At 68.2% G+C, this 18,815-nt stretch carries 15 protein-coding genes and 1 pseudogene; 5 read left to right on the top strand and 11 right to left on the bottom strand.

Annotated features, from left to right (window positions below; genetic code table 11):
- Nucleotides 1-2: 2 nt before the first annotated feature.
- Nucleotides 3-1,304 (bottom strand): ABC transporter substrate-binding protein, encoded by a 1,302-nt coding sequence (locus EJ357_RS00900; protein WP_126387669.1) that lies wholly within the window; start codon nucleotides 1,302-1,304, stop codon nucleotides 3-5.
- 17 nt (nucleotides 1,305-1,321) lie between these two features.
- Nucleotides 1,322-2,542, bottom strand: a complete 1,221-nt coding sequence (locus EJ357_RS00895) for an aminotransferase class V-fold PLP-dependent enzyme (RefSeq protein ID WP_126387667.1) — start codon at nucleotides 2,540-2,542, stop codon at nucleotides 1,322-1,324.
- A 228-nt stretch (nucleotides 2,543-2,770) separates the two neighbouring features.
- Here EJ357_RS00895 and EJ357_RS00890 point away from each other — a divergent pair, with 228 nt between their 5' ends.
- Nucleotides 2,771-3,472 carry a FadR/GntR family transcriptional regulator gene (locus tag EJ357_RS00890; RefSeq protein WP_126387665.1) on the top strand — a complete coding sequence of 234 codons (702 nt, stop codon included), beginning with the start codon at nucleotides 2,771-2,773 and terminating at the stop codon, nucleotides 3,470-3,472.
- 243 nt (nucleotides 3,473-3,715) lie between these two features.
- On the opposite strand, the gene EJ357_RS00885 is transcribed toward EJ357_RS00890, so the two are convergent.
- A complete protein-coding gene (locus EJ357_RS00885; RefSeq protein ID WP_126387663.1) occupies nucleotides 3,716-4,054 on the bottom strand; it encodes a thioredoxin family protein in 339 nt (112 codons plus the stop codon).
- A 127-nt stretch (nucleotides 4,055-4,181) separates the two neighbouring features.
- Nucleotides 4,182-5,321 carry a PucR family transcriptional regulator gene (locus tag EJ357_RS00880; RefSeq protein ID WP_126387661.1) on the bottom strand — a complete coding sequence of 380 codons (1,140 nt, stop codon included), beginning with the start codon at nucleotides 5,319-5,321 and terminating at the stop codon, nucleotides 4,182-4,184.
- Between the two features lie 88 nt (nucleotides 5,322-5,409).
- Here EJ357_RS00880 and EJ357_RS00875 point away from each other — a divergent pair, with 88 nt between their 5' ends.
- On the top strand, nucleotides 5,410-6,465 hold the full coding sequence (locus EJ357_RS00875; RefSeq protein WP_126387659.1) for a ferredoxin reductase: 1,056 nt from the start codon (nucleotides 5,410-5,412) through the stop codon (nucleotides 6,463-6,465).
- Nucleotides 6,466-6,472: 7 nt separating this feature from the next.
- The gene (locus tag EJ357_RS00870; RefSeq protein ID WP_126387657.1) at nucleotides 6,473-7,591 is read left to right on the top strand and encodes a fatty acid desaturase family protein; all 1,119 of its coding nucleotides are present in this window, start codon (nucleotides 6,473-6,475) and stop codon (nucleotides 7,589-7,591) included.
- 361 nt (nucleotides 7,592-7,952) lie between these two features.
- Here EJ357_RS00870 and EJ357_RS00865 read toward each other — a convergent pair whose 3' ends face one another.
- From EJ357_RS00865 to EJ357_RS00835, 7 genes are all read right to left on the bottom strand, one after another.
- Nucleotides 7,953-8,285, bottom strand: a complete 333-nt coding sequence (locus EJ357_RS00865; RefSeq protein ID WP_126387655.1) for a putative quinol monooxygenase — start codon at nucleotides 8,283-8,285, stop codon at nucleotides 7,953-7,955.
- A 234-nt stretch (nucleotides 8,286-8,519) separates the two neighbouring features.
- Nucleotides 8,520-9,599, bottom strand: a complete 1,080-nt coding sequence (locus tag EJ357_RS00860) for an ABC transporter ATP-binding protein (RefSeq protein ID WP_126387653.1) — start codon at nucleotides 9,597-9,599, stop codon at nucleotides 8,520-8,522.
- Between the two features lies 1 nt (nucleotide 9,600).
- On the bottom strand, nucleotides 9,601-10,689 hold the full coding sequence (locus tag EJ357_RS00855) for an ABC transporter ATP-binding protein (protein ID WP_126387651.1): 1,089 nt from the start codon (nucleotides 10,687-10,689) through the stop codon (nucleotides 9,601-9,603).
- Nucleotides 10,686-11,531: a carbohydrate ABC transporter permease gene (locus EJ357_RS00850; protein WP_126387649.1), complete on the bottom strand. Its 846-nt coding sequence runs from the start codon at nucleotides 11,529-11,531 to the stop codon at nucleotides 10,686-10,688. The genes EJ357_RS00855 and EJ357_RS00850 overlap by 4 nt, the downstream gene beginning before the upstream one ends.
- A complete protein-coding gene (locus EJ357_RS00845) occupies nucleotides 11,528-12,406 on the bottom strand; it encodes a carbohydrate ABC transporter permease (protein WP_126387647.1) in 879 nt (292 codons plus the stop codon). The genes EJ357_RS00850 and EJ357_RS00845 overlap by 4 nt, the downstream gene beginning before the upstream one ends.
- A gap of 81 nt (nucleotides 12,407-12,487) precedes the next feature.
- Nucleotides 12,488-14,089, bottom strand: a complete 1,602-nt coding sequence (locus EJ357_RS00840; RefSeq protein ID WP_126387645.1) for an ABC transporter substrate-binding protein — start codon at nucleotides 14,087-14,089, stop codon at nucleotides 12,488-12,490.
- Between the two features lie 19 nt (nucleotides 14,090-14,108).
- Nucleotides 14,109-15,134: an NAD(P)-dependent alcohol dehydrogenase gene (locus EJ357_RS00835; protein WP_126387643.1), complete on the bottom strand. Its 1,026-nt coding sequence runs from the start codon at nucleotides 15,132-15,134 to the stop codon at nucleotides 14,109-14,111.
- 182 nt (nucleotides 15,135-15,316) lie between these two features.
- Between EJ357_RS00835 and EJ357_RS00830 the strand changes: the two genes are divergently transcribed.
- Nucleotides 15,317-17,101 (top strand): sigma-54-dependent Fis family transcriptional regulator, encoded by a 1,785-nt coding sequence (locus tag EJ357_RS00830; protein WP_126387641.1) that lies wholly within the window; start codon nucleotides 15,317-15,319, stop codon nucleotides 17,099-17,101.
- Nucleotides 17,102-17,301: 200 nt separating this feature from the next.
- Nucleotides 17,302-18,413, top strand: a pseudogene (locus EJ357_RS00825) (PP2C family protein-serine/threonine phosphatase).
- Nucleotides 18,414-18,815 lie beyond the last annotated feature (402 nt).

Below are 18,815 nucleotides of genomic sequence, written 5' to 3'. Positions count from 1 at the left end.
GTCTACTGCTCCTGCTGCCACTTCTCGGTCCAGTACGCGTCCCAGCCGGCGACCAGCTCCTTGGGCGTGGTCTTGCCGAGGATCAGCTTCTGCACGTCGGCGTCCGCCTTCTGCTGCCACTCGGCCCACCAGGTGACACCGCGCGGCTGGGTGACAACCAGGTACTTGTCGGGCTGCTCGGTCATCGTCACGTAGCTCGACCAGGGGCCGGTCCTGTAGAAGGGGTCGCTGGTCGCCGACTTGAGGATGGGCACCAGGCTGTTCTTCTTGGTGAACGTCGTCGACGCCTCGCCCTGGGAGAGGAACTCGACCAGCTTGACCGCTTCGGCCTTGTGCGTGCTGCCCTGGGCGACACCCCACCCGGCGGTGGCCAGCGGCTGCACGGTCTTGCCGCCGGGCCCGGCCACGAGCGGCGCGGTGGCCCACTGGTCCTTCGAGATGGACTTGGACTCCGAGACCGTGGCGATCACCTCGGGGTCCTGGAGCAGGAAGGCCGTCGAGCCGTTGGAGAACGCCTCGACCATCTCCGGGTAGCCCCAGGCGACGGACGACTTGGGGGAGGCCTGCTTGAAGAGCTTGAGGTAGTTCTTCATGGCTGCCTCCGCCTCGGGGGCGGCGAAGATCGTACGGCCGTCCTTGAGCTTGAAGCCGTTCGCCGGGTCGACCTGGTCGGCGAGGTAGGCCTCGATTGCCGCGGTGGCGTTGCTGTTGGAGTTGGCGCCGCCGCGGAAGGCGTAGCCGTAGCGACGCTTGGCCGGGTCGTGGACGGCGGACGCCTGCTCCACCAGCTCCGCCCAGGTGGCCGGCGGCTTGCTGAAGCCGGCCTCCTTGATCAGGTCGGTGCGGTAGAAGAGGCTGAGGCCGTAGAAGCCGTACGGGACGAAGTACGTCTTGCCCTCGGCGTCCTTCGAGGCGTTGACGGCGTTCTCCGTCATCGCCTCCCAGCCCTTCCAGCCGGCGAGGTCCTTCTTCATGTCGTAGAGCCAGCCGTTGTTCGACCAGGGCCCGACGGTGATGTCGCGGACCTCCAGGACGTCCACCCCGCTGCCGGACTGGAGCATCTGCTGGAGCTTCTGGTCGGCCTGCTCGGTGGGCGGGGAGACCAGGTTGACCTTGACCTTGGGGTTCTGCTGCTCGAAGTCGGCTATGAGGTCCTTGAGCAGATCGGTGCGGGTCGGGTTCGTCAGGCTCTCCACCATGTTGAGGGTGACTGTTCCGCTCGCCTCGGGGCTCATGGTGGAACAGCCGGTCAGAACCATCGCGGCGGCGGTGCCGAGCGCGAGAGCTGCCGTCCTTCTTCTCATTGTGCTGACCTCTTCCTTCAGTTTTCTCGTGCCCACCGGCCGAGGGCGGGGACGCATTCCTCGGCGAAGTACTCGTAGTCGTCGGCGGTGTTGTAGACGTGGGCGGACAGGCGCATGTAGCCGATGCCGTCGAAGCTGGTGAAGGCCGCCTCCACGCCCAGTTCGAGGGCCACCCGGTCGCGCAGTGCGTCGGCCTCGAGGCGGTCGGCGGCGAGTCCGTCCGGGAGGCGCACCAGGCGCATGCCGGGGACGGGCATGCCCACGTCGACCGCGCTGTCCGCGCCGGTCAGTCCGGTGACCGCGGTGCCGATGACCGAGGCACCGTAGTCGGCCAGGTCGTCCATGTAGCGGCGGGCGGCGGGCCAGCCCCAGGTGCGCTCGATGAAGCCGAGGGACGTCGGCGCGGCCAGGTAGGACGTGGCGTCGATCGTGCCCTGCTGGTCGAAGCGGTCCGGGTAGGGATCGGCCGCGGCCCAGGAGTCGATGAGGGGGTAGAGCCGGTCGCGCAGCGGGCCGCGGGCCACCAGGGCCGCCGTGCCGCGCGGGGCGCAACCCCACTTGTGCAGGTTGCCGGTCCAGACGTCGTAGGTGGCGTCGGCGAGCGGCGCGTCGAGCAGACCGGGCGCGTGTGCGCCGTCGACGAGGACGGGGATGCCGCGCCGGCGGGCCTCGGCCCCGATGCGTTCCACCGGCAGCCGGCGCGCGGTCGCCGAGGTGATCTGGTCGACGACGACGAGTTCGGTGGCGTCGCCGAGTTCGGCGACCACCGCCTCGTACGCCGCGTCCTCGTCCGCGTTCAGCGGCACCCGGGCGGTACGGACCTGGCCGCCCCAGCGTCGTGCCAGCCGCTCGGCACCCATCGTCACAGCCCCGTACCCGTGGTCCGTGACGACGATCTCCCCGCCGGGACGCAGGGTGAGGGCGGCGTAGACCACACTCGCGCCGGCGCTGGCGTTCGGCACCAGGGCGAGGTCGCCGGCGCTGACGCGCAGGAAGTCGGCGAGCTCGACACGGGCCGCGGCGAGCCGCTGGGGGAGCGCCGGGAACCACACCACGGGTGAGCGTTCCATCTCCACGCGCAGCAGTTCCTGCCGCTCCTGAGCCACCAGCGGAACGGCCCCGAAGGAGCCGTGGTTGAGGTGCTTGAGGGCAGGATCCAGCGACCACGCCCGGTCGGCGGGCCGGCCGTCCGCCAGCAGCAGAGGGCGCGGTGCGGTGGTCACCTCGGTCTCGCTCACAGGACTCCACATCTGGGCAGGGCGGGTTCACGGAAGGCCGGACTCCGCCGAACACGTTTGATGACTCGGCATCCTGCACCACCTTTATCGGCGGGAACAAGGGTCGTACAGTGAAAGTCATCAGATGACTTTCGAGTGGCATGCATCCGACACATCGGAGACTCGCTACAGTGCTCCGAGGGACGGCGGCATGATTCGCCGGCCCGTCAGGGGAGGAAGAGGGGACGGATGTCCGCAGTCGAGAAGGCGTTCCACGGCCTACGGCACATGATCGGTACGGGACGCCTCGGTCCGGGCGAGCGCATTCCGCCCGAGGGGGAGCTCTGTGAGGAGCTGGGGGTCTCGCGCGGTTCGCTGCGTGAGGCCGTGCGGATGCTCGCCGCCCTGGGCGTCATCGAGCCGCGGCACGGCTCGGGCACCTACGTCTCACAGCTGAGGCCCGAGGACGTGATCGGCAGCCTCTCCTTGACCCTCGAACTCCTGCCGCTCTCGGGCCTGTTGGAGGTCTACGAGATCCGGCGCGTCCTGGAGGCCCACGTGGCCGCCCAGGCGGCGGCGCGCTGCACACCGGAGACCGTGCGCACGCTCTTCTCGCTGATCGAGGACATGGAGGCGACGAGCGACCCCACCGAGGCCTCCGAACTCGACCACCGCTTCCACGCGGAGATCGCCCGCGTCGGCGGCAACCCCACCCTGGCCACCCTCCTGGCGGTCTTCCGCGCCCGCTCCCGCAAGTACCAGGTCTTCACCCTGCCCGAGGGGCCTGACCTGCGCAGGAAGAGCGACGACGACCACCGCGTCCTGGCCACTGCCATCGCCGACCGCGACCCGGTGGCGGCGGCCGGGGCGGCCCAGTCGCATGTCGCGCAGACGGAGCGGTGGCTGCGGGCGTTCATGCCGCCCGTGGAGGAGACCGGCGACGGAGACTGACCGCGGTGACACAACCCGGAGGACCGCCTCCGTGGCATGATCCACAGATCCTCACCGCTGGGCGTCCTCCTCGAACACGTCAGCCGACGATGTGACGACGTGTGCGACGAATGCTGCGGGACCGATGGCCGTGATTTCGTGCGGCGATTGGCAGGGCTCCCTGTGGCGCAGCTCCCATAGACGAGACGAGACGAGACGAGACGAGACGAGACGGGCGTCGCGGCCACGTGCCGCAGCGGCCGCTCAGAGGTGGCCGTCCAGGAACTTCCGTACCTCGGCGATGGTCATGGGCCCCGTGCCGTGGGCCACCGCCTCTCCTTCCTTCAGCAGGACGTAGGACGGGGCTCCGGTGATCCCGTATCGCTCGGTTGCGGCCGGACAACGCGTGATGTCGGCGCGGACGGCCGTCAGGCGGCCCGTGTAGTCGTCGGCGATGCCACCCACGACGAGGTCCATCGCCCGGCAGGGCTCGATTGCTTTGGGCCATGTCCCGGTGAAGTATGCGAGGACCGGAACTTCGCTCATCCCGAGGATGAAATCGAACTCCGCGTCCTCACGGGGTCGGTGAACCCGCTTCGCCATGGAAGCTCCTGACCTCACGTTCTGTCTTTCCACCCCCATCATCCCCCGAGGCTTTGTCTGCCTTCCCATCACCCCCGGTCCCAGCCGGCCACTACCCGTTCTTTTTCGTGGACGGTCGAAGTACGCGTCAGCTGACCCGAAGACCGAGCGCCAGCGTCAGTTCGAGGAGCCGGTGAGGCGATGCGAGATCCGGAAACAGCTCCCGCAGCTGCGACATCCGGTACCGGACTGTCTGGGGATGGACGAACAACGCCGCCGCCACCTCGTCCCGCCTGCCCTGGTGCAGCAGCCACTCCCGCAACGTCTCCTCCAGTCGCCGTGCGGTCGCGACAGGCAAGGTCCGCAACGGTGCGAGAGCTCGGGCACGCAGGTCTGCGAACGCGTCCAGGTCGGCGCTCAGCACCAGCTCGGGCAGGTGGTCCTCGGTGTCGCAAATGGCAGAGGAGAGGGAGCGCGCGCGTACGGCTCGTGCGTACGAGGCGGACGCACGAGTCCATGGCCGGGCCGGGCCGACCACGGCGGTGCGGTCGGTCAGCTGCCTCAAGAGATGCGATCGGTCGGCATCGGGGACGAGCAGCACACCGGTGGCGTCCGGCAGATCGTCGAGGACGAGGGTGCTCGGGTCGAGCGTGCGGTAGGCAGGCCGGGCCTGGGCGGCGGGCAGCAGGACCGCGGTCAGTGAAACCGGAGGCTGCCACCCGGCCCGTTGGACAGAGGCCACCAGCACGTCCGGGCTCGCGCCGGCGAGGAGGTCGCGGGCCAGTTGTTCCAGGTGGCGCTCGTGGGCCCGGCCCTGGGCGGCCAGTTCGTCGGCGTGGCCCGCGGCGCTCGCGGCGGAGAGCTCGTCGATGTAGGCGAAGGTCAGCTCGGCGAACTTGGCGACCTCGGCGGCGGGCAGACCTGCGGGTACGGCACCCGCTGCCAGGCATCGCCAGGCCACGCGGGCGCCGACCCGGTAGGCGCTGAGCAGGGCGTCCATCGAGCGGCCGTCGCGCACCTCGCCGCGGCCCAGCTCGTAGGCCGCGTCACCGGCGTCGCCGCCTGTGGCGTTCCCGCTCGCGAGGTCCAGGTAGTGCCCCAGGGCGGTGCGGACGGCTCGGCGGATGGTGGCGCCCATGTGGCCCGACAGGGCATTGGCGTAGGGAGGGACCTCGTCGATGATCGCCTGAACGACCTCGTCGGCGGTGGTCTTCAGCGCGGCCCGAAGCGCGGTGACCGTCGTCTCATCCAGGGCCAGTTCGCTGACCCTCCGCATTGCATGGCTCACGTCTTTTATTCCCTGCGAACAATTCAGCCGACCAGATTCACGTCCTGCGGTCAGGACTTTACGCCCTGAGACACAGCAAGCTGAAGCCATGACGAGTACAGCCCTCCGCAGCAGGGCGTGGAAACTGCTGGAGATGGTCACGACGCCGCTGCTGCCGTCGGACTACCTCGACCTGGTCAGCCCGCTGCGCGCGGGCGCAGACCTGCGTGGGCGCATCGAGGCCGTGCACCCCGAGACGGGTGACGCCGCGACCATCGTGATCAGGCCGGGACGGGGCTGGCGCGGCCACACGGCCGGTCAGTACGTGCGGATCGGGGTCGACGTCGACGGGGTGCGCCTGTGGCGTGCCTACTCCCTCACCTCGCCGACAAACCGCCAGGACGGCCGCTTCACGATCACCGTGAAGGCCATCCCGGACGGCAAGGTCAGCAACCACCTGGTCCGCAGGGCGAAACCGGGCACGCTGATCCAGCTCGACCAGCCGACCGGCGACTTCGTGCTGCCGCAGGCCAAGCCGGCCAAGGTGCTCTACCTGACGGCCGGCAGCGGCATCACGCCGGTGATGGGCATGCTGCGCGACACCGAGTTCGACGACGTCGTCATGGTCCACAGTGCGCCACAGCCGCAGGACGTGATCTTCCGCAACGAACTGCACGACCTGGTCGCGGACAAGAAGCTGCGGCTCACCGAGGTGCACACCGACACAGACGGCATGCTCGACATCGCCCGTCTCGACGAACTCGTGCCCGACTGGGCCGAGCGCGAGACCTGGGCCTGCGGGCCCGCGGGGCTGCTCGACGCCGCCGAGGAGCACTGGGCCAGGCACGGCGTACCAGAGCGCCTGCACACCGAACGCTTCCGCGCCGGCATCGTCGTCGCCGGAGAGGGCGGCGAGGTCACGTTCAGCGCCACCGGCAAGACCGTCGCCGCGGACGGCGCCACGCCGTTGCTGGACGTCGGCGAGGAGGCCGGCGTGCTCATGCCCTCCGGGTGCCGCATGGGCATCTGCTTCGGCTGCGTCACGCCGCTCAAGGCGGGCGCCGTCCGCGACCTGCGCACCGGCGATATCACCGAGGCCGAACCGGGCGTCCTCATCCAGACCTGCGTGTCCGCCGCAGCGGGCCCCTGCGACATCGAACGGTAGGAGCACCTTGACCGCCATCGACCCCACCGCCCACCTGACCGCGGAGCAGATCGAGGAGCTCGGCCGCGAGCTGGACGCGATCCGCGACGAGGTGATCGCAAGCCGCGGCGAGAAAGACGCCGCCTACATCCGCAAGGTCATCTCGGCGCAGCGCAAGCTCGAGCTGGTCAGCAGGGGCGTGCTGCTGTTCTCGATCTTCCCGCCCGCGTGGCTGATCGGCACCGCCGGGCTGTCCGTGGCGAAGATCATGGACAACATGGAGATCGGCCACAACATCCTGCACGGCCAGTGGGACTGGATGCGGGACCCGAAGATCCACTCCACCACCTGGGAGTGGGACCACGTCTCGCCGGCCGACCAGTGGAAGCACTCCCACAACGAGCTGCACCACACGTACACCAACGTGATCGGCAAGGACAACGACCTCGGCTACGGCATCATGCGCGTCGACGAGGACCAGAAGTGGCACCCGTTCCACCTCGGCCAGCCGCTGTGGAACTTCATCAACGCCTGCTTCTTCGAGTACGGCATCGCAGCGTACGACCTGGAACTCGGCAAGAACCTGCACAAGCGCCGCCGCAACAACCCGGAGTTCCGCGCGCGGGCCAAGGCCGTGGGCCGCAAGATCCGCAAGCAGGTGCTCAAGGACTACGTGATCCACCCGCTGCTGTCCGGCCCCTCGTTCCTCCCCACGCTCGCCGCCACCTTCACCGCGAACCTGGTCCGCAACCTCTGGTCCCACTCGGTGATCATGTGCGGGCACTTCCCCGAGGGCGTGCAGGTCTTCGAGCGCCGGTCGATCAAGGGCGAGACGCGCGGCCAGTGGTACCTGCGCCAGATGATGGGCTCGGCGAACATCAGCGGCAGCAAGGCCATGCACTTCATGACCGGCAACCTCTCGCACCAGATCGAGCACCACCTGTTCCCGGACCTGCCGAGCAACCGGTACGCCGAGGTCGCGGTGAAGGTGCGCGCGCTGTTCGAGAAGTACGAGCTGGAGTACGTCACCGGGCCGCTGCCCAAGCAAGTGTTCTCCGCGTGGCGCAAGGTCGTCCGGCTCTCGCTGCCGAACAAGAAGTCCAAGGTCAAGACGCCGGACCGCGAGCAGGAGCTCGTCGCGGCCTGATTCCCGGGACTGGTTCAGATCCCTCGGCCGTACCGGCGGCACCGCCGGGTTCGGTGAGACCCGTTGCGGACGGAGGGCGGCCGCAACATCAGACCGTACGACACGGGATCCGGGCAGCCCGGTGTCCGGCTGCGCTGCCTGGACGTGCGCCAGGAGCTCGGCCACAGCCCTCGGCGAGGAGCTGTAGTGCGCTGACCTGCTGTGGTCGGGCCGGTAGTCGGGTGCGTACGCGTACTCGGTTTGCCGACGGGCGGGCTGGGTGGAAGGCAGGGGCTGTGACGTGGACACTGCCCGCCCTCTCTGGGTTGCGTGCTGGACCACGGCCCGTCTCTCTGTCTCTCCCTGATGCTTGGGCAGGGTGCTATTCCTGTCCTGGGACCGCCATCTCCCCAAGGAGCGACCAATCCTCCTGCGGAATCGTCGCGTTCACAATGCGCGGCGTCTCGATCAGATGGGGTGGCAGCGTCTGCTGCGCAGCCTTGAAGTGCGCGGACTGTACATGCGCGACCCCGGCCTCGTCGTCGCGGAAGGCCTCGACCAGGACGTACTCCGTCGGCTCGTCCACGCTGCGCGACCAGTCGAACCACAGGCAGCCGGGCTCGGCGCGCGTCGCCCCGGTGAAGTCAGCGGTGATCTCGGGCCAGCGGTCGGCGTGCTCGGGTCGGACTCGGAACTTGGCGGTAATGAAGATCACGGGATTCCTTTGCTGATGACTGTGCACCCTGCATCACAACGGGCGTGGCGTACGGCTTGACGGCGTCGTCCTGCACCGGCAGGACGACGAACCGATCCATGGGCAGGCGGGCCTTGCTCGCGTTCCGGTCGCGCCATCGGGACTCATGGCGAAAGGATCGTACGAACGGCCTTGCCGGTGCTGGCTTGGGGACTTCGCGACACCCAGCGTGTCGCGGTGATGGCGGACGGATCGTTACGAACGGAGTACCAACTTACCGTCCGCGTACGGAAGGACCTTGGCGCGCGGCAGGTGCACGAGGACCTCCTCGCCGACCGGAACTCCTTCCTCCCGCGGCGTCTTGGCCCTGACGGGTTGCCCCGCGACCTCGATGTCGAGCACGCGCTGCGCGCCGTGGTCACTGACGCCCCGCAGCCGGCCGGGGAAGGTGTTGGGGCCGGGGTCCGTGACGACCTTGACGTACTCGGGCCGGACGCCGACTCGGACCTCGGTTGTGCGGCGGGGGATGTCCCAGGCGACGGACAGCGGCCGGCCGCCCAGCGTGAAGGGCCCGTCATTGCGGTCCACGGTCAGGAAGTTCATCGCCGGTGAGCCGATGAAGTAGCCGACGTAGGTGGAGGACGGTGCCTCGAACAGCTGCTCAGGGGTGCCTTGCTGCACAGCACGGCCGTCCTTCATGACGAGCAGTTCCTGCGCGAAGCTCATCGCCTCGTACTGGTCGTGCGTCACATAGATCACCGTGGGCCGGAACTGCTCCGTGATCTCTCGGATCTTGCGTCGCAGCGAGTGCTTCAGCTGCGGGTCGATCACGGTGAGCGGCTCGTCCATCAGGACGGCCGCCACGTCGTCACGGACGAGGCCGCGGCCGAGTGAGATCAGCTGCTTGTCGTCGGCGGTGAGCCCGCGAGCGGGTTGCCGCAGCCGGTCGTGCAGGTCCAGGGCCTCGGCGACCTGCCGGACCTTGGCGTCGATCCTCGCCTTGTCCTGGCGTCGGCACTGCAGGGGGAAGGCGAGGTTGTCGTAGACCGTCATCGACTTGTAGATGACGGGGAACTGGAAGACCTGGGCGATGTTGCGCGCCTTTGTGGGCAGGGCGGTGACGTCGACGCCGTCGAACAGCACCCGCCCCCGGGATGGTCTGACGAGGCCGGACAGAATGTTCAGCAGCGTCGTCTTGCCGCATCCCGAGGGCCCGACCAGCGCATACGTCCTGCCGGACTCGAAGGTCAGCTTCAGCGGCTTGAGAGCCCACCGCTCCTCCTCGGCGCCCGGCGCGTATGTGTGTCCGACGTCGATGATGTCCAACTGCGCCATGTCAACGGCCTTCCACTGAAGCGAGATCGTAGGACGGTGTCCGCATGAGCGCCCCCTGCTCGTCGAAGGCGAACAGCCGGTCGGGACGGAGCCGGAGTCTGACCACGTCGCCGAGGGCGACGTCGTGGATGCCCTCGATCTGTACGACGAAGGGGGTCTTGCCGACGACCACATGGACGAAGGTCTCGGAGCCGGAGATCTCGACGAAGGTGACCTGGCCCTCGACACCGCTGGAAGCCAGGCTGACGTCGGTGGCGCGCAGGCCGAACCGGTAGGAACCGTCGGGCAGGTCGGCCAGGTGCGCGGAGGCGTGCGTGGCCTGGAAGCCGGCCACCGTGACCTGGCCGCCCGCCAGCCGGCCCGCGAAGATGTTCATGGGCGGGTCGTTGATGATGGACGCCACCGTGGTGGTCGCCGGGCGTTCGAAGACCTCCTGCGGGGTGCCGCTCTGGAGGATCCGTCCCTCGTGCATGACCAGGACCACGTCCCCGAGCATCATCGCCTCGGCGGGTTCGGTCGTCGTGTAGACCACTATCGTGTCGCCCTGCTCCGAGAAGAGGGTCTTGAACTCGTCGCGCAACTGTTCGCGCAACTTGTAGTCCAGGTTCGCCAGTGGCTCGTCGAGCAGGAGGATGCCGGTACCGCGGGCCAGGGAGCGAGCCATTGCGACGCGCTGCTGCTGGCCGCCGGAGAGCTGGGAGGGCTTGCGCTTCTCGAAGTCCGCGAGCCCCACGCTCGCCAGGCTCTGCCGTACCCGTCGTCGGATCTCGTCCCGTGACAGCCCGGCCCGCTTCAGCGGGAAAGCCACGTTGTCGAACACATTGAGATGCGGATAGTTGATGAACTGCTGGTAGACCATGGCGGTGTCGCGCCGCCACACCGGCGTCTTCAGGAAGTCGGCCCCTGCCCGGGTCAGCGAGCCGGAGTCCACTTTCTGCAGGCCGGCCAGGGCCCGCAGCAGCGTCGTCTTCCCTGCCATCGTCCTGCCGATGACGGTGTGGAGCCGTCCCGGCCGGAAGGTGGCGGTCACGTTCTTGAGGTGGTCGACGCCGTCGACGGTCAGGCACAGATCAGTGGCGCTGAGATTCATCGGACCGCTCCCGACAGGTTCCCCTTGGACAGTAGGCGCTCCACCCACAGGGCGAGCAGGATCAGCGGTGCCACGCCGAAGAGCGCGGCGGCGGACAGCGTCCACCACGGTGGAATGGAGGAGTTGAGGGCGACGACCGCCTGAGGCAGGGTCTGGACCTCGGTGAAGGTGAGCCGGAAGGCGAAGAAGAAGTCGTTCCAGCCGAACACGGCGCAGAACATCGCCGCCACGGTCAGCCCGGGCAGGGAGTTCGGCAGGATCGCCCGTACGAAGGTCTGGAACGGGGGGCAGCCGTCCAGCATCGCCATCTCGTCGATCTCCCGGGGGATGCCGTTGAAGAAGTCCACCATCACCCAGACCGCGATCGGCAGCAGCAGCGCGACCGTCACGATGACCAGGCCGGGGATGGTGTCCAGGAGGCCACCCCATTGCAGGAGGTAGAAGAAGGGGATCACCAGGACGACGGGCGGCATGATCCGTTGGGAGACGAAGAAGAAGACGATGTCGCTGTTCTTGATGAAGCCCAGCCTGAACCGGTACCGGGACAGCGCATAGGCGGCCAGGGACCCCAGCGCCAGGCTGATGGCGGACGCGGCGATGGTGACGATGGCACTGTTGATGAAGGGGTCGATGACATCGATGCCGCCGGCTCCGCCGAAGATGTTGCGCCAGCCGGTGAGGGTGGGCTCGTACTGCGCCCAGGGGAGGTAAGTGGGGCCGCCCTGGACGGCATTGGCGTTCTTGAAGCTGGTCGTCATCGCCCAGAAGAACGGTCCCGCGACGAAGCAGGCCCACAGGGCGATCACGGTGTACTTGAATACGGGATAAAGGCGCGACCTCATGAGTCCCCCTTCAACTTGAGGGCCCTGGTGAGCAGGGCGGCGACGACCGTGAGCGTGACGATCATCAGGACGAGGTAGGTCAGGGACATCGCCCCGCTGTAGCCGGTCTGCTGATCGCGGAGCCCCTGGATGTAGAGGTAGTAACCCGGTGTCTCCGTGGAGGACCCCGGCCCGCCGGATGTCAGGACGTAGACGCTGTCGGAGAGCTTGGACGCCTCGATCAGTCGGATGATGACCGCCGCGACCGAGACCGGTGCCATCAGCGGGAAGGTCACCTTCCAGAAGGTGCGCCAGGTACCGGCGCCGTCGATCGCGGCGGCCATGAACGGTTCCTTGGGAAGGCTGAGCAGGCCGGCCAGCAGCAACAGGAACATGAAGGGGGTCCACTGCCAGACCTCGACGGTCTTCAGCGCGAACAGGGCCGGTCCGGACTCGGTGAGCCAGGGAATTTCCGACAGGCCCAGCATCCCCAGCGAATCGTTCACCGGCCCCAGCGACTCATGGAAGATCGTCTGCCAGATGGCGGCCATCACCACGGGCGTGGTCATCATGGGGACGAGAAAGAGCACCCGCCAGAATCTGCGGCCGAGTACCTCGCGCCAGACCAGCAGAGCCATGCCGAACCCGATGAGGTACTGGATCAGGACCGTGCCGCCCGCCAGCAGGATCAGCCGGGTGATGGAGGCCCAGTAGCGGCTGTCGTCCAGCATCGCGGTGTAGTTGGCCCCTCCGATGAAGTCCATCTGAGGGTTGCTGACGTTCCAGCCGGAGAAGCTGACGCGGATGGTGAACAGCAGCGGGAAAATGATGATCAGAAAGAGCGTGAGCAGTCCCGGCAGCAGGAACATGCTCTTGTGCCGGCGCAGGCCGTCCATGGTTCTCCTTGCGGAAGGGAGCGGGAATCCCCGGGTGGCCGGCCGGTGCGGTCCGGCCATCCGGGGCGCCCTGCGTTCGGATCAGGACTCGTCCTCGAGCGCGACCACGTTGCGATAGGCGCTTTGGACCTTGTCCTTGCCGATCTGGTCGGTGATCTTGGCCCATTCGCCGGCCACGCCGTCCAGTGCCCGCTGCGGGGACTCCTGGCCCGCCAGCGCCGCGGCGACTCCGTTGGCCAGCGCGGACATGTACTGGTTGACGCCGGGGACCCGCAGGTCGAAGACGCGGTTGGGGTTCTCTTCCATGCCGGAGAGCGTGTTCACGTATGCCTTGGCGACGTCCTCGTCCCAGCCCTGCTCCTCCCAGAACTCCGGGTCGAAGTGGGCGATGCGATAGGGGTTGATGCCGAAACGTCCGATGGTCAGGTCGAGAGCGGTGTTGGCCTCGTTGCTGAAGAAGCACAGGTAGTCGAAGGCCATCTCCTGGTGGCTGGACGCCTTGGTCACCGCGGAGGTCCATCCCCAGGTGAAGTAGGCCGCCCGGTTGGCCTTCTTGTCCCACGACTTCGTGGTGCGGTTGTAGACCTCCGTGGAGCCCGGCAAGGGCGCCGCCTCAACCATGTTGCGGATCTTGCTGTCCGGCTGCTGGGCCTGGATGAAGGCGTCGTCCCAGGAGTAGGACATCAACGTCTGGCCGCCTCCGAAGGAGAAGATCTCGTCTCCCAGGCCGAAGTTGGCGCCGCCGGGTGCCCAGGTGGCCTTGGCCTTGACCATGTCCTCCAGGGCGCGGACGAAGCCGGGCGTGTTGATCAGCGGCTTCATGGTCTCGAGGTCGAAGAAGACACCGCCCTCGACGTCCGGATTCTTCACGTACGGCGCCGCCCGGCTGATGAACGCGGAGAACGTCAGGTCATCGCGTTTGGTCACCTCGGCACTGCCGTAGTTCGGCTTGCCGTCGCCGTCGAGGTCCTTGTCGCTGAAGAACTTGGCTGTCTGCTGGTACTCGGCCCACGTTCTGGGGACCTGAAGCTCCTTGCCCGTGGTCTTCCTGTACTCCGCCTGCCACTTGGCATCCTTCAGCACGTCGGTGCGGACCTTGAGGTAGTGCCGGTCACCATCCACCGGATACTGCACGACCTTCCCGTCCCAGGTCGCCACGTCCATGTAGGCCGCGGTGACGTCCTGCATGCCGGTGGTGTTCAGGTAGTTCTCCGGCACCGGCGCCAGGTACGGGGCCATGTCACCGATCCACAGGGACGGGTAGAACATCACGTCGTACGCAGGCTGGCCCGCCTGGAGGGGCGTGAGGATCTTCTGGTGCAGCTCGCCGAAGGGGACGTTGACCACCTCGACCTTGCCGCCGGTGATCTCCTCGAACTGCTTGGCATGCAGCTGCGTCGGCTCACCGATGACCGGGACGGCATGGCTGATGATCTTCAGCGTCTGTCCCGAGTAGTCCTTGCGGCTGATCGACTCGTAGCTGCAGCGGCCGGGGACGTCCTTGACCTTCGTCGCCGGGTAGTTCCTGCCGTACTTCTGGTAGCTGATCTCCGAGCCGGGCTTGAAGAGCGCGGCCTTTTCCTTGGGCTTGTGCTGTGCCTCGTTCTGGGCGGTGCACGCGGTGGCGGTCAGGGCGGCTACGGCCGCTACGGCGACCAGGCCCTTGTACGGTCTGCTGCGCATGGGGCTTCTCCTGCGGGTGTCAGGGGATCAAGATCGCTCGGCCGCGTACGGCGCCGGCGTGCAGGTCGTCGAGGGCCTGCCGGAAGGAGGCGAGGGGGTAGCGCTGGGTGTGAAGGGCGACCTTGCCGCGGGCCGCCAGGACCATCAGCTCGGAGAGGTCGTTGTAGGACCCCACGAGGTTGCCGATGAAGTTGATCTCCGTGGAGATGACGTCGATCGTCGGCACGTGGAGGTGGCCGCCGTAGCCGATGACGTAGTAGTTGCCGTTGCGGCGCAGGCAGGCCACGCCCGTCTCGACGGCGCCGCCCTCACCGACGAAGTCCAGGACGGCCTCCGCCCCGTGTCCCGCCGTGAGGTCCCGTACGCGGTCGGCTTCGCTGCCGTCCGCGAGGAGCGCGTGGTCGGCGCCGAGTTCCTTGGCCAGGGCGAGGGCCTCGGGGCTGCGGTCGATGACGATCATCTCGGCCGGTGACAGGGCCCGCAGCACCTGGATGCCGATGTGTCCGAGTCCGCCGGCGCCGATGACCACGGCCTTGTCGCCGGGCCACAGTGCCCGGGCCGCCTTGGCGGCGGCGTGGTACGCCGTGAGCCCGGCGTCGGCCAGGGCCGCCACCGAGGCCGGCTCCAGGGACGGGGCGAGAGGCACGACCGAGCGGGCGCTGGTCCTGAGGTACTCGGCGTAGCCCCCGTCGGCGTCGATGCCGGGGAAGGCCGAGTTCATGCAGTGCACGTCGTCGCCGGCCCGGCAGGCGCGGCACAGACCGCAGGTCACCAGCGGGTGCAGGATGACCGGGTCACCCACCTCGACGTTGGTGACGGCCTCCCCGACCTCCGCGACCCAGCCGGCGTTCTCGTGACCGATCGTGTACGGGAGGGCGACCCCGCTCTTCTCCTTCCACTGTCCTTCGAGGATGTGCAGATCGGTCCGGCAGACTCCGGCGCCCCCGATCTTCACGATCACATCGAGCGGGCTGGTGATCTGCGGGTCCGGCACGTCCACGAGCACGGGCGGCTCGTCGTACTCGATGACCTGCACGGCTTTCATGGCGGCTCCCTGAGATGCGGCGGGTGGGGGGTGCGCCGATTACACAGGCCGCCGTTCGCAGGTCGATGTCTCAGAATCCGTCCGCGGATGTCTCAATGTGATACACGCGGTAGGCGCGATGCCGCCGAGCTGTTCCAATCACTGCACCGAGGAATGTGACGCGCGCCGCACGGGAGTGTTAAATGCCCCGACACCAACCCGGGAACTCACTGAGAGCAGCCAGAGAGCTCTATCTGGAGGCCACCAACGATCCGAGCGCCCGGCCGCTCGTGGTCGCCTCATGGCAACGTTCCATCGAGTACAAGGTGGAGTCCGGCAGCCTCGACGCTCCCTATTTGGACAACCCCAATCTGGACAGCCCCCTGGCCAGGGCGGCGCTGCCCATTCTGGACACGCTGCACGAACAGCTCGCCGACGACCCGGTATCCACGATGATCACGGACCGGAACGGCGTCGTGCTGTCCCGGAAGGTGTCCCACGACGGCCTGACGACGCACCTCAACCGCGTGCGTCTGGCCCCGGGGCATGTGTTCGCCGAGCGCTACGTGGGCACCAACGGCATCGGCACCGCGCTGGCCAGCGGCCGCCCGGTCGTGATCGCCGGGAGGCAGCACTACGTCGAAGAGCTGCGGGAGTTCCACTGCGCGGCCGTGCCGATCCTGCATCCCACCCGGAGCACGCTGTTGGGAGCGTTCAACCTCACCACCATCCGTCAGGGCTCCGACGGCATGCTGATGGCCTTCGCCCGCTCGGTCGCGGCCCAGATCGAGGCCGAGATCGCGGCGATCACCTCGCGGCGCGAGCGGGCTCTCTTCCAGGACTACATGGAGGCGTGCTCCTCGGCGCGCCCAGGACCCGTGCTGGCACTCAACCGTGATCTCGTCATGATGAACGAGCAGCTCAGTGCCGCCGTGACCGGGCCCGATCACTATGCGCTGCTCGACCACGCCCGTGAGATCGCAGACCATCCCCGGCTGGAGGGGACCCGTAGCATCGCCCTGCCCTCGGGGCGGGTCGCCGAACTCAGGGTCAGTCGCTGCCGGCGCGAGGACAGCGACGCCGGCGCCGTCTTCCGAGTCCGGCTGATCGGACGGGCCCAGCCCAGCTCTGTGGTGTCCGCCCCGCCCGACCGCTCCAACCTGGGACTGGTGGGCTCGTCCCCGCACTGGCTGCGTGCGGTCGCCGACAGTGAAACGGCTTTCGTCGCCGGGACATGGCTCCATCTCCTGGGCGAAGCCGGCGTCGGCAAGAGGACACTGGTCGAGGCCATGCACCGGGCCCATGGCGCCGGACGTCGGCTGGAGATACGGGAAGCGCCACTGTCGGATTCACCTGCCGTCACCGAGCGCTGGCTGCACGACATCGAAGAGCTGCTCGTCGTGCCGTCCAACGTGCTCCTCCTGCGCGACGTGCACCTGCTGGGCGACCACCTGCGGCATCGGCTCACGAACCTGCTGGTGCGACGGGACGGCGGCGCGACCGGGCAACTGGTCATGACCAGCCAGCCGTCGATGGTCAGCGCCGACGACGGGCTCGACCAGCTCTGCGGCGCCTTGGTGGAGGTGCCTGCCCTGCGCCATCGCTTCGGGGACGCCGAGCACCTGGCGCGGTTCTTCCTGCGCAAGTACCGGCCGAGCGGTGAGAGCGGGTTCTCCCCGGATGCGCTGACCATGCTGCAGCGATGCCCCTGGCCGGAAAACGTCCGGCAGCTGGAGTCGGTGATCCGGGGCCTGGCGCGGCGTCCTTCGGGCCGGATGATCCACGCGGAGGAGCTGCCGCCCGAATGCCGGGCGTCGTCGAACAAGGTGCTCACCACCATCGAGGCGCTGGAACGCGACGCCATTCTGCGTGGACTGATGGACCGCAACTCCAACGTCCAGCGGACCGCGCAGGACCTCGGGATCTCCCGCGCCACGATGTACCGCAAGATGCGGCGCTACGGGATCGTCCCGTCGAGCTTGACGTGACGGGCTGTTCCGGCACGGAGGCCGCGCCGTGCGGCGCCTTGGCGGCGTCGCCGCTCGGGCGGCCCCACGGCAGGGACAAGGGGGTGGGCCCGGCCCTGTGGCGTGGGTGGCAGGGCGGGTCGGCGCTCCTCGACCAGGCCGGCGCCCGCATCGGATCGACGCTCGACGTGCGGCAGACGGCTTGCCAACTCGCGGATGTCATGGTCCCCCACCTGGCCGACCACGTAACAGTCGCAACCGGTGCCTGCGTCGGGTCCCAGCAGCCCGACAAGCCGCAACCGGAAGGCGAACCGGTGCAGCTCGCACCCGGCGCCCCCCCAGGCCAGCTGCCTGGCCGACGGGCGGCCCCTCCTCGAACCGGTCATTTCGCCCGAGTGGTTCCTGGCAGAGCCGCGCCGGGGCGAGCATGCACCGGACCTCTCGGCACATTCGCTGATCGTCGTGCCACTGGCCGCGCGCGGCCTGGTGCTGGGCATGATGAGTCTGTGGCGATCGCGGCACCCCGAGCCGTTCGAGGCCGACGATCTCACTCCGGCCCTGGAACGCGCCTTGCGTGCCGCCGTCAGCATCGACAACGCTCGACGCTTCACCCAACAGCACCAGACCGCGTCCACCCTGCAACGCACCCTTCTGCCGAGGAGCGTTCGCACCAGCCGGCCCTCGAAGTGGCCCCACGCCATCTCCCGGCCACTACGGCCACCGGTCCCGGCGGTGACTGGTTCGACGTCATCCCGTTGTCCGGGGCCAGGGCCGCGCTCGTGGTCGGCGACGCGGTCGGTCACGGACTGCACGCCGCTGCCACGACGGGCCGACTGCGTACCGCCGTGCACACCTCGCCACCCTCGACGTCGAAGCGGACGAGGTCCTTTCCCGGCTGGACGACCTGGTCAATCTCCTTGCCGCCGAACAAGAGACAGCCGGCGAACGGCCCATGGGCGAGCAGATGGTGGGCGCCACCTGCCTGTACGCCGTCTACGACCCCGTCTCCCGGCAATGCGCCGTGACGCGGGCCGGTCACCCGCTACGGGTCGTGACCACCCCGGACGGACAGGCAGCCGTGCTCGACCTGCCTCCCGGTCCACCGCTCGACCTGGGCGGTCTGCCGTTCGAAACCCGGGAGATCGAACTGGCCGAGGGCAGCTTGCTCACGCTCTACACCAACGGACTCATCGGCGACCGCCACCTGGACGTCGACACGGGCCCGCAACGGCTGCGCACGGCGCTCGCCCACCCGGCGGACCCCTTCTGGGGTACCCGCTACACCCGTGAGAGCAAGACCGTGTGGATCGAACAGTCGCTGCTCGCGCCGTGAATCCGGATCATGGCGCGGCGGGAGCCGGACAGCCACCGCGCGCAGCGAGTCTCGCAATCCGCCCCGGAGCGGTCTGAACCGCTCCGGGTTTGATCGAGACTCCGGACTGCCCCGAGTTGGGTGGAGTCGAGTTGCTTGGTTTCACGCTACCGGTGGGGTGCGGAGTTCGTGCTGGTCGCTGCTGGTCGTGCCGGGCAACTGCCCGGTATCGATGCGATGTTGGCGACGCCAGACACGGATCGTCTGGTCGCTGATGTCGAGGAATTGGGGAACCTCGGCGACCCTTCTTCCGGTCTTCCGGATGCGACGAGATCGAGGACCTTGCGGCGGAACTCTGGCGGATAGCTGCGGGGCATCACGGCCTCCGGCAGCTGCTGGATCGTCAATTGTCCAGCAATCCGA

Origin of the sequence: Streptomyces cyaneochromogenes (assembly GCF_003963535.1) — a bacterium.
Classification (GTDB): domain Bacteria; phylum Actinomycetota; class Actinomycetes; order Streptomycetales; family Streptomycetaceae; genus Streptomyces; species Streptomyces shaanxiensis.
This window is presented reverse-complemented; position numbering and strand designations above follow the sequence as displayed.

Bases quoted from the DNA above. Each gene is read 5' to 3' on its own strand.
- EJ357_RS00845 (WP_126387647.1), bottom strand. From the start codon at position 12,406: ATGGACGGCCTGCGCCGGCACAAGAGCATGTTCCTGCTGCCGGGACTG.
- EJ357_RS00900 (WP_126387669.1), bottom strand. From the start codon at position 1,304: ATGAGAAGAAGGACGGCAGCTCTCGCGCTCGGCACCGCCGCCGCGATG.
- EJ357_RS00840 (WP_126387645.1), bottom strand. From the start codon at position 14,089: ATGCGCAGCAGACCGTACAAGGGCCTGGTCGCCGTAGCGGCCGTAGCC.
- EJ357_RS00835 (WP_126387643.1), bottom strand. From the start codon at position 15,134: ATGAAAGCCGTGCAGGTCATCGAGTACGACGAGCCGCCCGTGCTCGTG.
- EJ357_RS00860 (WP_126387653.1), bottom strand. From the start codon at position 9,599: ATGGCGCAGTTGGACATCATCGACGTCGGACACACATACGCGCCGGGC.
- EJ357_RS00885 (WP_126387663.1), bottom strand. From the start codon at position 4,054: ATGGCGAAGCGGGTTCACCGACCCCGTGAGGACGCGGAGTTCGATTTC.
- EJ357_RS00830 (WP_126387641.1), top strand. From the start codon at position 15,317: ATGCCCCGACACCAACCCGGGAACTCACTGAGAGCAGCCAGAGAGCTC.
- EJ357_RS00890 (WP_126387665.1), top strand. From the start codon at position 2,771: ATGTCCGCAGTCGAGAAGGCGTTCCACGGCCTACGGCACATGATCGGT.
- EJ357_RS00875 (WP_126387659.1), top strand. From the start codon at position 5,410: ATGACGAGTACAGCCCTCCGCAGCAGGGCGTGGAAACTGCTGGAGATG.
- EJ357_RS00855 (WP_126387651.1), bottom strand. From the start codon at position 10,689: ATGAATCTCAGCGCCACTGATCTGTGCCTGACCGTCGACGGCGTCGAC.
- EJ357_RS00850 (WP_126387649.1), bottom strand. From the start codon at position 11,531: ATGAGGTCGCGCCTTTATCCCGTATTCAAGTACACCGTGATCGCCCTG.